10 protein-coding genes are annotated in these 12,572 nt (G+C 38.0%); 6 read left to right on the top strand and 4 right to left on the bottom strand.

Annotated elements, in window-relative coordinates:
- Positions 1-168: 168 nt before the first annotated feature.
- The 6 genes from ELS83_RS06140 (at position 169) to ELS83_RS06115 (ending at position 8,178) form a co-directional block, all read left to right on the top strand.
- On the top strand, positions 169-1,116 hold the full coding sequence (locus ELS83_RS06140) for an NAD(P)H-dependent flavin oxidoreductase (protein ID WP_171594655.1): 948 nt from the start codon (positions 169-171) through the stop codon (positions 1,114-1,116).
- Positions 1,117-2,355 carry a M16 family metallopeptidase gene (locus ELS83_RS06135; RefSeq protein WP_171594654.1) on the top strand — a complete coding sequence of 413 codons (1,239 nt, stop codon included), beginning with the start codon at positions 1,117-1,119 and terminating at the stop codon, positions 2,353-2,355.
- A gap of 2 nt (positions 2,356-2,357) precedes the next feature.
- Positions 2,358-3,662 carry a M16 family metallopeptidase gene (locus tag ELS83_RS06130; protein ID WP_171594653.1) on the top strand — a complete coding sequence of 435 codons (1,305 nt, stop codon included), beginning with the start codon at positions 2,358-2,360 and terminating at the stop codon, positions 3,660-3,662.
- A 191-nt stretch (positions 3,663-3,853) separates the two neighbouring features.
- Positions 3,854-6,100, top strand: coding sequence for a RelA/SpoT family protein (locus ELS83_RS06125; protein ID WP_171594652.1), 2,247 nt, complete (start codon positions 3,854-3,856; stop codon positions 6,098-6,100).
- A gap of 101 nt (positions 6,101-6,201) precedes the next feature.
- Positions 6,202-6,660: a Fur family transcriptional regulator gene (locus tag ELS83_RS06120; protein WP_171594651.1), complete on the top strand. Its 459-nt coding sequence runs from the start codon at positions 6,202-6,204 to the stop codon at positions 6,658-6,660.
- 246 nt (positions 6,661-6,906) lie between these two features.
- Positions 6,907-8,178 (top strand): adenylosuccinate synthase, encoded by a 1,272-nt coding sequence (locus tag ELS83_RS06115; protein WP_171594650.1) that lies wholly within the window; start codon positions 6,907-6,909, stop codon positions 8,176-8,178.
- A gap of 47 nt (positions 8,179-8,225) precedes the next feature.
- Here ELS83_RS06115 and ELS83_RS06110 read toward each other — a convergent pair whose 3' ends face one another.
- The 4 genes from ELS83_RS06110 to ELS83_RS06095 form a co-directional block, all read right to left on the bottom strand.
- Positions 8,226-8,762, bottom strand: coding sequence for a DUF6515 family protein (locus ELS83_RS06110; protein ID WP_171594649.1), 537 nt, complete (start codon positions 8,760-8,762; stop codon positions 8,226-8,228).
- Positions 8,763-8,830: 68 nt separating this feature from the next.
- A complete protein-coding gene (locus tag ELS83_RS06105; protein WP_171594648.1) occupies positions 8,831-9,460 on the bottom strand; it encodes a hypothetical protein in 630 nt (209 codons plus the stop codon).
- Positions 9,461-9,672: 212 nt separating this feature from the next.
- Complete coding sequence (locus tag ELS83_RS06100) at positions 9,673-11,037, bottom strand: MFS transporter (protein ID WP_171594647.1); 1,365 nt, start codon at positions 11,035-11,037, stop codon at positions 9,673-9,675.
- 105 nt (positions 11,038-11,142) lie between these two features.
- On the bottom strand, positions 11,143-12,528 hold the full coding sequence (locus ELS83_RS06095; RefSeq protein WP_171594646.1) for an MFS transporter: 1,386 nt from the start codon (positions 12,526-12,528) through the stop codon (positions 11,143-11,145).
- Positions 12,529-12,572 lie beyond the last annotated feature (44 nt).

The following is a 12,572-nucleotide window of genomic DNA, read 5'->3' as shown; positions in this document are numbered from 1 at the left end:
ATAAAACCACATTCACAAAATCACTCAATCACGAATTCATACTTAAAGATCTTATTCTTATCAAGAATTTTTCTAAATTTGCAATCAAACAAATCATCTAACTAAGGCACAAGAAAAACTCATGGCTCTTGTGTCTTTTTTGCTTGTATACTAATTGAATAAAATATAATGACAAATAGAATTACATCTCTTTTTGGAATAGACATCCCTCTTGTTCAAGGTGGAATGGTTTGGTGTTCGGGTTGGAAATTGGCTTCGGCAGTTAGCAATGCCGGAGGATTAGGACTTATTGGTGCCGGATCGATGCATCCTGAAACCTTTAAGGAACACATTCAAAAAACCAAAGCAGCTACCTCAAAGCCATTTGGTGTAAATGTTCCTTTGCTTTATCCAGAAATGGATAAAATCATGAACATTATTGTGGAAGAGGAAGTAAAAATTGTATTTACCTCTGCTGGAAGTCCAAAAAAATGGACACCATTTCTTAAAGAGCATGGAATTACTGTTGTTCATGTTGTATCGAGTGCATTTTTCGCAAAAAAATGTGAGGATGCAGGAGTAGATGCAATTGTAGCTGAAGGATTCGAAGCCGGTGGTCACAATGGTCGTGAAGAAACCACCACCATGGCACTGATTCCATCGGTTCGAAAAGCCACAAGTTTACCTGTAATTGCTGCTGGTGGAATCGGTTCTGGTGAAAGCATGTTGGCAGCCATGATACTAGGCGCCGACGGTGTTCAAATGGGGACTCGATTTGCTGTTGCCGAAGAATCATCGGCCCATATCGATTTTAAAAAATCGGTTGTTGAACTGGGTGAAGGCGGAACCAAACTGGCACTAAAAAAACTGGCTCCTACCCGACTGATTAAAAACCACTTTTTCGAGCAGGTACACGATGCCGAATGCCGCGGTGCATCTCCTGAAGAGATGAAAGAATTGCTTGGAAAAGGACGTGCAAAAAAAGGCATGTTCGAAGGAAATCTTGATGATGGGGAATTGGAAATTGGACAAGTATCAGCCTTGATATCCAAAATTCAATCGGTAGAAGAGATTGTGAAGGAGATTAAAACAGAATACAAAGAAGCACTTTCGGGGCTGGATAAATTAAAGTTTTAAATGATAGAGTTCGATAAATTTACACTTGACAATGGATTAAGAGTCATTGTTCACAGGGATGAAACTACACCGATGGCTGCAGTAAACCTTTTGTACGATATTGGTGCAAGAGATGAAGATCCCGAAAGAACTGGCTTTGCCCACCTATTCGAGCATTTAATGTTTGGCGGATCGGTAAACATTCCCAATTACGACGAGCCACTTCAAATGGTAGGTGGCGATAACAATGCCTGGACCAGTAACGATGTTACCAATTATTACCTTACGGTACCAAAAGACAACCTGGAAACTGCATTTTGGTTGGAATCGGACAGAATGCTGAGCCTGGCATTTAGCGAGAAGAGTTTGGAAGTACAGCGAAATGTTGTTATCGAAGAGTTCAAACAAAGATATTTTAACCAACCTTACGGTGATGTTTGGTTGCACTTAAGGCCTTTGGCTTACAAGAAACATCCTTACCAATGGTCGACCATTGGCAAATCGATTGAACAAATCGAAACTGTACAATTGGATGAAGTAAAAGAGTTTTTCTTTAAACATTATGCCCCAAACAATGCAGTGCTTGTGGTTTCGGGTAATGTTGAAACCGAGAATGTAAAGCAGTTGGCTGAAAAATGGTTCGGACCAATTGAAAAGCGCGAAATTGCAAAGCGTAATCTTCCAGTTGAACCAAAACAGACCGAATTCAGAAGTCTGCACTTGGAGCGAAATGTGCCTTTCGATGCCATTTATATGGCTTTTCATATGAGTGGAAGAACCGACGATGAGTTTTACTCTACCGATTTGGTTTCTGATGTTTTATCAAACGGCCAATCATCAAGAATTTTTCAAAAACTGATTAAAGAGAAAAATTTATTCTCATCGATTGATGCCTACCTTTCAGGTGAATTTGATCCGGGATTGTTCCTGGTTACCGGCAAACTAAGCGAAGGAGTTTCTTTCGAAGAAGCCGAAGCTGCCATCTGGGAAGAGTTGAATACAATTGCCAGCGAAAAAGTATCTGATTATGAACTTCAGAAGGTGAAAAACAAGATCGAATCCAGTCTTGTGTTTTCAGAAATTAGCTACTTAAATAAAGCAATGAACCTTGCAACACATGAATTGCTGGGCGATGCTAATGATATCAATACTGAGGTTGACAAATATCGCAAAGTGAGTGTTGATGATATACTGAACACATCTGCCAAATTGTTCAGAAAAGAAAATTGTTCAGTTTTATATTATCACGCAAAGAAATAGGAATGGAAAAATTATACAGAAATACGGCTCCAAAATTTAAAACTGTCGATAGTATCGAAATTTTAGGAGACACAAAATATACCTTAAGCAACAACATTCCTGTACACGTAATTAATGGTGGGAGTCAGGAAGTTTTAAAGATCGAATTTATTTTCGATGCAGGAATTTGGTACCAGGAATCGCCCCTTGTAGCTAGCATGGCCAATAGCATGTTAAACGAAGGAACCAGTAGATACAAGGCTGCCGAAATTGCCGAGAAGTTCGATTTTTATGGAGCTTATATTGGATTCTCCGCCGCCAAACACGATGCCAGCGTTTGCTTATATACTTTAAATAAATATTTGCCAGAGACATTAGAGATAACCGAGAACCTAATTAAAGAGTCAACCTTCCCGCAAAAGGAATTTGACACCATATTGCTCAACAAAAAACAGCGTTTTCAGATCGAACACCAGAAAACCAATGTTTTGGCTAAAGATGAGTTTAGTGCTTTGATGTATGGGAAAAAACATCCTTATTCCAATATATTCGATGAATCGGAATTCGATAAATTGGATATCAAAACGGTAAAGGAATTTTATAAATCTCATTACACTGCCAATAATTGTAAAATTATTATTGCCGGAAAGGTAGATCAATCGGTAATTGATCAACTGGAAAAAATGTTCGGTGCAGAGGCATGGCCTCAAAAAAATGAAATCACGAAAGTGAAGCATGAAATCCTTCTATCGGATGAAAATAAAGCATTCGTCTGTAAAGAGGATGCTGTTCAGGCATGCATTAGAATTGGTCGTCCTATTTTTAATAAAACGCATAAAGATTATACCACGCTTCATTTGTTTAACCTGATTCTCGGAGGCTATTTTGGCTCTCGCTTAATGCAAAATATCCGTGAGGATAAGGGATATACCTATGGAATCAACTCCATAATCATCTCGCATTTAAAAGGAGGCCATTTTGTAATTGTTACCGAAGTAGGAAGCGATGTGTGCAAGGATGCGATATCTGAAATATACAAAGAGATTAAAAAATTAAGAGACGAATTGATCTCTGATGAAGAATTGAACCTGGTGAAAAATTACATTTCGGGCGAGATGCTTCGTAACCTGGATAGTCCTTTTGCCCTATCTGAAAGTTTAAAAGGCAACCTGGCTTTCGGATTGGACAACTCTTACTATCAGAGCTTTATTAAAGAACTAAAAACAATTGATGCTGAAAAAATCAAGGCGCTTGCCAATACGTATTTTCAGGAGCAAGATCTTAAACTTGTTGTTTGTGGACCAGAGGAATGCAGAAATTCCATTTAAATTCTTCTGTTTTTAACAAACAGGTAAAATTGGGGGATTAATTATCGTCAAACTCGCTTAAAAGAACTCATAATTAAGATTTACATAAAAAACAATGGTATTTTAAGTTGAGCAAAGCATTAAAAAATAGTTAGATTTCGCTACATTTAAACATTACAACTAAAACGAACAAACAAGAGAACCGAGTTTTTATGAATGTAGAAACCACAAAAGATAAACAACTAGTCCTTGATGCCTACGAAGCTCTTCTAAAAGATTGCAAACGCAGTCATGCCGAAGAAAGTCGTAAGATGATTGAGAAAGCTTTTCAGTTTGCCTGGAAAGCTCACCGAGGTGTGCGAAGAAAATCAGGGGAACCATATATATTACATCCGATCGAAGTTGCACATATTGCTGCAAAAGAGATGGGATTGGGCACAAAATCCATTGTAGCAGCTTTGCTTCACGATGTAGTTGAAGATACCGATTACACTGTAGAAGATATTGAAAACCTATTTGGAGAAAAGGTGGCACAGATTGTAGATGGCCTCACCAAAATTAAAGGTGTGTTCGACCAGAAAACCTCTATGCAAGCCGAAAACTTCCGAAAAATGCTGCTTACCTTATCGGATGATTTACGTGTGATCCTGATTAAAATGGCAGACCGCCTGCACAATATGCGCACGCTAAACTCGATGCCTTTGCGCAAGCAGATGAAAATTGCGGGTGAAACCCTTTTCTTATTTGCTCCCCTGGCACACCGAATGGGTTTGTATACCATTAAAACAGAGCTGGAAAATCTGAGCCTGAAATACGAACATCCAGACGATTATAAAAGCATTGCAGGAAAAATTAAAGAACAAGAAGACAAGCAGAGTGCTCTCATTAGTGAAATTATCGCTCCTATTGAGTTGAAGCTTGCGGAAAATAACATTCAATGTTCCATTAAAAACCGTCCGCGTTCCATCTATTCCATCTGGACCAAGATGCAAACCCAAAATATAAGCGTTGAGGAAATTTACGATTTGGTATCGGTACGAGTGGTTTTTAAACCTGAAGAAGGCATACCTGAAAAAAACCAGTGCTGGAACATTTATTCCCTGATCACCGATATTTACAAACCCAAACCAGAACGCATTCGCGATTGGGTTAGTACACCAAAAGCCAATGGTTACGAAGCATTGCACGTTACTGCAATGGGACCGCAGGGGAATTGGGTGGAATTTCAGATCAGAACAGAAAGAATGGATGATATTGCAGAAAAAGGATTTGCTGTTCATTCGAAATACAATACCAATGGTTCAGGCGATTCTGAATTGGACAAATGGCTTAAGGATGTTCGCGAAATCCTCGACAACCCGGAAGCCGATGCAATGGCATTTCTCGATGAGTTTAAACTGAATTTATTCTCACAGGAAATCCAGGTATTTACACCAAAAGGTCACATTAAGACCTTGCCAAAAAACGCAACAACTCTCGATTTTGCTTATGAAATCCATACCGATATCGGAAATCAGTGTATTGGTGCAAAAGTAAACCACAAACTTGTTCCGCTAAGCCACGTTCTTAAAAGTGGCGACCAGGTAGAAATTCTGACTTCGGAAAAACAATCTCCGAAGCACGAGTGGATGGATTTTGTGGTTACTGCCAAGGCTAAATCGAAAATTAAAGCCGCCTTTAAAAAGGAAAGAAAAGAATACACCAACAAAGGTGCACGTATGGTAGAAGACCGACTGCTTGAAGTGGGGCTTCAGCTCAATGCAAAAGCATATCGTAAAATGCTTGAGCACTATAAATTGTCGGGCAAAGAAGAGCTTTTCTACAAAATTGGTATGGGCAAAATGGATATCAATGAAATTGAGGCTGTTGTCCGTAAAAAATCGAAAAGTAAGTTTATTAAATATTGGCGATTAAACTTCTTTGGCAATAACGAAAAAGAAGAAAAAATTGCAAGTACAGAAAAGGAAGATGACAAGCCAGCCATCGATAAGAAAAAAACGCTAATGCTTAGCGAGATGGCAGCCAATGAATCCTACAAAATTGCAACCTGTTGTAAGCCAATTCCTGGCGACGAAGTTCTTGGACATCTCGATATGGCCAATAATGTGACCATACACAAGCGCAAATGTCCGAATGCATTGAAGCTCATGTCAAGCCAGGGAGATCGTATTCTAGCGGCCGATTGGACCAGCCATCGCCTCATGTCTTTCCTTGCCGTGATAGAACTTTCGGGGATCGATAAAATTGGTATCGTGAACGAAGTAACCAATGTAATCTCGAAAGGTCATGACGTAAATATGCGTTCGCTTCATTTCGAAAGTCACGACGGTATTTTCGAAGGCTTAATTCACCTTTACGTTCACAATACCGAAGACCTTAATAATCTTATCGTGAAATTGATTAAGATCAAAGGCCTTGATAATGTGAAGCGTATCGAAAATATCGAAGAATACTCCTAGTGAAAATTTATTCTAAATAACATTTTATTTCTAAAAAAAATTACTATTTTAGACCCATTATTTTAAATTAGATTAGATAACACCTAGGTTATTTTTAAGATATGAGCAACGAGGACACCAAAGAAATTGTTAAGAAGATGTTTACCGAATATCTTCAGAAGAAAGGGCATAGAAAAACCCCTGAAAGATATGCTATTTTAGACGAGATCTACTCAAGAGAAGGACATTTTGATATCGAGTCTCTATACATATTTATGAAAAACAAAAATTATCGTGTAAGTAGAGCAACTCTTTATAATACCATTGATTTGTTGCTAGACTGCAAGTTGGTAATCAAACATCAATTTGGTAAAAATATTGCTCAATTCGAGAAGGCATACGATAGCAATAAACACGATCACTTGATTTGTACTCGCTGCGGTAAAGTTCTTGAATTCTGTGACACAAGACTTGATGATGTAAGAAGAAACGTATCAGACGATATGGACTTCAAGGTTTCGCACCATTCTTTATACATCTACGGTACTTGCCAGGAATGCAGAAAACTGGAAAGCAACTAGATTTATCAACAATCATATATCTCTGAAAACCTCTTAATACAAGAGGTTTTTTTATGCCCTTACATTTTATCAACAAGCTGAATTTTCTTCAAAGGGATTTCAAAATAATTACTACCTTTGACTGTTAAAACTTGTAACCATCCTTCAAGCTTTAACCTCGAAGCCGAACCGTTTTATAAATCCAAATGAAAAAACAAACCGGTCCGGAAATTAGATTAAACGATTTAAATCAAATTATTAGACAAAATGAAAGTTGATGTGCTTTTAGGCCTCCAGTGGGGAGATGAAGGTAAAGGAAAAGTTGTGGATGTACTGACCCCAAAGTACGATTTAATTACCCGTTTTCAGGGTGGACCAAATGCAGGACATACCTTAGAATTTAACGAGATAAAACACGTATTGCACACCATCCCTTCAGGTATTTTCCGTGACGATAAAATCAATGTTATCGGTAATGGTGTTGTAATCGATCCTGTGATCTTCAAAAAGGAAATTGAGGGAATCAAGAAATTAGGTATCGACTTGTCGAAGTCTTTATTCATTTCAAAGAAAGCACACCTGATTTTGCCATCTCACAGAATTCTTGATGCAGCTTCGGAAGCAGCAAAAGGAAAATCGAAAATTGGTTCTACCCTTAAAGGTATTGGGCCAACTTATATGGACAAAACCGGTAGAAATGGTTTAAGAGTTGGTGATATCAACAGTAATTTTAAAGAAAAATACGAACTTTTGGTTGCCAAGCACCGCCAGATGCTTGACAAATTCTACGAGTTCGATTACGATATTTCAGAGTACGAAGCAGATTGGTTCGAAGGAATTAAAATTCTTAGCGAATTCCAGCATATTGATAGTGAACAATTCTTAAATGATGCTCTTAAAAACGAAAAATCAATTCTTGCTGAAGGTGCTCAAGGTACTTTATTAGATATTGATTTTGGATCATACCCATTCGTTACTTCATCGAACACAGTTTGTGCCGGTGCTTGTACTGGTTTAGGTGTAGCTCCAAACAGAATTGGAAATGTAATCGGTATTTTCAAAGCTTATTGTACACGTGTAGGTATGGGGCCATTCCCAACCGAATTGTTCGACGAAGACGGACAAAGATTAAGAGACAATGGTAACGAGTACGGATCAACTACTGGTCGTCCAAGACGTTGTGGCTGGTTGGATTTGGTATCATTGAAATACTCAATCATGATTAATGGTGTTACCGAATTGACCATGATGAAATCGGATGTGATGGATGATTTCGAAAGCGTGAAAATTTGTACTTCGTACAAAGTAAATGGGAAAGAAGTTGAGCACGTTCCTTACGAAATGACCGATGATATTGAGCCTGTTTATACCGAGTTTAAAGGATGGCAAACAGATATGACTGCCATGACTCATGAAAATGAGTTTCCTGAAGAATTCAACGCTTATATCGATTTTATCGAGAAAGAAACAGGAGTTCCTGTAAAAGTGGTTTCGGTAGGTCCTAACCGTGCACAAACAATCGACAGAATGATCGACTAAGATCTAAATATATCACATAAAAAATCCCGCCTTAAAGCGGGATTTTTTCATGCTACTCGTACAACCTGGAATACCCTTGCACCATTTTTTAAAACAATGCGTTTGTAAAACACCCCATCGACCACATAAAATGTTCTACCCTTTTTCGAAACCAGTTTATAACCATTAGGCAAATCATCCACTTGTATGCCTACCGGGGGAGCAACAACTTCATACCTTTTTCCTACAGCAATGTAATAGGTTCCATAATGGTAAAAGTAATTGCGCCCGTTTAAAACGATTCGAACATGCTTGGCCGGTAACACCTTAACCCTAACTCCTACCGGCGCAGCTACTATTTTGTATCCACGGGTTGATTTTCGATAATAAATGCCATTGGCATGATAAAAAACTCCTTTATGATGCTTGATTCGTTTGCCCGAATTTACATACAAAACGGTAGTTCCTTTAGCAGGATATCTCTTGTATCGCTTATGCTTTACTACAACTTTCTTATAAACTTGCTTTGCCTCTGTACGCTCTGGCATTAGTATTCCACCCGAAATCAGGAACAATACAAGCAAAATCTTCACTAGGTATTTCATTTTCTTGCATTTTTAGTTTTGTTCGATTCGACAGGCTCTTATTTTTCCCGGGTGTTTTGAATGCAAACCTACCTGTTATCGACCAAATAGTTACTTCTTTTAATTTCTTGTTCTTTGCTTAGGTTCACACGAAATGTTCCCTTGCTGATATCTTTGTATTCGCTGGTTTTTACAAACTTGAGCTGTGCAGTTCCTTTAAGGAAAATTCTTCCTTCGAAATTTCCTTTCAACACATTGTTTTCAAATCCTGTAAGCTTTAGTATGATCTTGTCTCTTTTCACATCCCCCTGGTACTCGCAACTTCCTGTAGTGGCACATAATTTTCTCTCTCTCTGCACTTCAGCTTCGTTATACCAGCTCACATATCCCGATTCGTTTAAATCACAGCATATCACGTGTGGGAATTTGATGTTCTTTAAATCAACACCATGAATTCCAATACTAATCTCTTCAGCAGTTCCAATACAATCACTTTTCACCAGTAAGCCTGTAAGGTAAATGCTTTGCTTTTCATGATTCCAGATTCCTTCACAATCTTTCATTTCTACACAGCAATCGTCCTTCCCCTGGAATTGCATGCTTATTTGATTCTTATTGTTTTGATGTTTAATTGTTGCAATACTTGTGGTATTTGATACTGTCGCACAAGAAGCAAAAAGAAACAATAGCATGGCGGCATAAATCAGTCGTAATTTCATAAGGCAATTTTTTATTTTACAGATGCATCATTAATAAAAAGGTTGCGAAGAGTTTTAAGGTTCGTTTACTATTAAAACGCGGAAATTGGTTTTTACCCTACCAAAAAATCATGGTAAACACACCATTTCATTACAAAGCATTAACTTACAGGCACAAAAAAAAAGCTGCCAAAAAAAATTGACAGCTTTATATTTTTAAAAGATTTGAAAACCTATTTGACATTCGAAGGCAATTCCAATCCGTATCCTGATATTTTATCTTCTCTTTTCAATAAAAGAGCAAAAACCAACCCAAATACTCCAAGACAGCCAAACATCAACATTGTGTAGGTGTAATCCAAGGTGCTTGCACCTTCAGGATTTGTTCCATCCAATACCATTCCGGCAAGAATTGGGAATGCCCAAAGTCCAAGATTCTGAACCGAGAACATAAATCCGTATGCTGATCCCAATCGGGCTTCATCAACCATTTTTGCAACCGATGGCCACATGGCAGCAGGAACCAATGAGAAGGCTATTCCTAAAATTACCATCAGCACATAAGGTGTTAATCCTGTTAAAGCAAAAATCAGGTGAACTGTTACCAGGATTAAAGAACCATATATCATTAAAGAAGCTGCTTTACCATATTTGTCTACAATAAAGCCAAAGAGAGGTGTAAAAATCATTGTACCCACTGGCAACAGCGAGGATATAAAACCACTCTCCTTGATGGTCATTCCAAATTTATTCAGGAAAAAATCAGCTGAAAAGCTAAGGAATGGGAACACGGCAGAATAAAATGTCAAACACAATAAAGTAACAAAAATAAATGAACGGTTTGTCAATAATCGGGTAAGGTCAGAGAATTGGAACTCCTCGCTTTTCGAAAGCAAACCATCTTGTTGTACTTGTTTATCCAGCTTCAAATCAAACATCATGTAAATCATGAAAACCAATAGAGCCGAGGTTACAAAGAAGGCAGCAAACCAGGTCGCAACTGTCCAGCCTGCATCAGCTTCAATCAAAATTGGAGATAAGTTAAAAGCTAAAAATGAACCTGTTCGGGCCAAACCTAACTTTACACCAAATGCAAGTGCCAATTCTTTCCCTTTAAACCATTTTACAATGATTTTACTAATGACTACAATACTGGTTTCAGCACCCAAACCAAACAGGAATCGGCCCAATAACATCATTTTTAATTCTGGCGAATATCCAGGCATAAAGGATGACATGAAAGCATATCCTAAACCATTGTTGCGATACATATCGCTGGCACCATAAGCGGTAACTAATGCTCCAAGGGCCATAAATGCGATAAACATGAAACCGGTTCTTCTGATGCCAAGTTTATCCAGGATGATTCCTCCCATTACGGCCATGAGGAAGAATACATTAGGGATGGAATATACCGATACGAAAAGACCAAAATCGGTACTGGTAAATCCAAATTCTTTGGTTAATGTTGACTTTAATGGCGATAAGGCATCGTAGAAATAATAGTTTGCCGCCAGCACAAATCCTACTGTAAGGAGCATTGCCCAACGTGTAAGAGCAGAATCCCGCAAAGAGGTTTTTAAAGCTTCTGTATTCATTCGTTTAGTGTTAGTTATAAGAAGTTCCGAAAATACAAAACTTTTCGATACCGCATAAAAAAAGCTGCCCGTTTGGACAGCTTTTGAAAGTATTTTTCAATTCAATTATTTCTGAATATTTGGCAATTCAAGGCCATAACCTTTTTTCTTGTCTTCAGCTTTTAGTAATAAAGCAATACCAATTGCTAATAAACCAGTAGCCGCAAAAATTGCCATTGGCAAAGTATAATCGTAACTGATCTTACTAACTCCATCAACTACTTCTTGTGAAGTAATACAATATTTTTCAAGAACAAGACCAATTAATAATGGCATTCCCATTAATCCCCAATTTTGTACCCAGAAAATAAGTGCATAGGCTGTCCCTAATTGTTTTTCAGGAATAATTTTTGGTACTGAAGGCCACATTGCAGAAGGAACCAATGAGAAAGTTACTCCCAACAAAATAATTAAAGCAACTGCAATGATATAATGATTTAAAACTGGAATCGTAAATAGTGCATGAACACACAATAACATAATAGAACCAATCAACATGATGGTTGCTCCTTTACCCTTACGATCGTATATACTACCAAATAATGGTGTTAACAAAATTGTCCCGAAAGGTAATAATGATGGAATCGCACCAGCAAAATCCTCACCAACAGCATACTTGTTGATCATTAAGTCGGTTGCGTAGTACAGGAATGGGAAAATACCCGAATAAAAAAGAACACATAATAATGCCAACAACCAAAAACCTTTATTGGAAATAATAACGAATATATCACTTACTTTAAAAGCATCTTCTTCATTAATCTCATCAGAGATACCTTCAGAAGCTTCTAATTTTTTATCCATAAAAGTATACCAGATAAAGGCAATTAAACCAGCAACCAAAAGAGCTAAACCTAACATTACGGGCGCCGAGATATTTGGAATACCACCTGTTCCTAATGCTTTTGCCATAGGAAGCGGAAGAGCAAGTGCCAAAGCTGTACCCATACGGGCTGTTGCCATTTCGAGTCCCATGGCCAGGGCCAACTCCTTTCCTTTAAACCATTTTACAATGATTTTGGAGACCGTTATACCGGCAATTTCCACACCTACCCCAAAAATACCAAAACCAAGGGCTCCAATAGCAATTTGCTTCTTAACACCGAAAATCATTCCTTCCATTGGGAATACACCTTCGATAGCAATATACTGAAGACCAGTACCAATAATCATTGTAATGGCTGCTCCAAGACCTGTAAATCGCACACCAATTTTATCCAGGATAATACCACCAAAAATCAGCATTAGGAAAAATACATTGAACCAGCCGTATGCGGAGTTCCAAAAGCCAAAATCGCCACTATCCCAACCCATATATTGCTCAAGCATTGGTTTTAATGGAGAGATAACATAGTTAATATAGTAACCAGTCAACATTGTAAAAGAGACAATCGCCAGGGCCGACCAACGTGCAGTCTTCGATTCTCTTAATGATTGTGTAATTGCGCTCATAATAACGTAATTATTTTAAGTTAAAATTATAGAGTTTAAGCACT

The organism is Marinifilum caeruleilacunae, from assembly GCF_013141825.1.
Classification (GTDB): Bacteria; Bacteroidota; Bacteroidia; order Bacteroidales; family Marinifilaceae; genus Marinifilum; species Marinifilum caeruleilacunae.
Note: the sequence above shows the minus strand (reverse complement) of the source record. Positions and strands in the feature narration are given on the sequence as shown.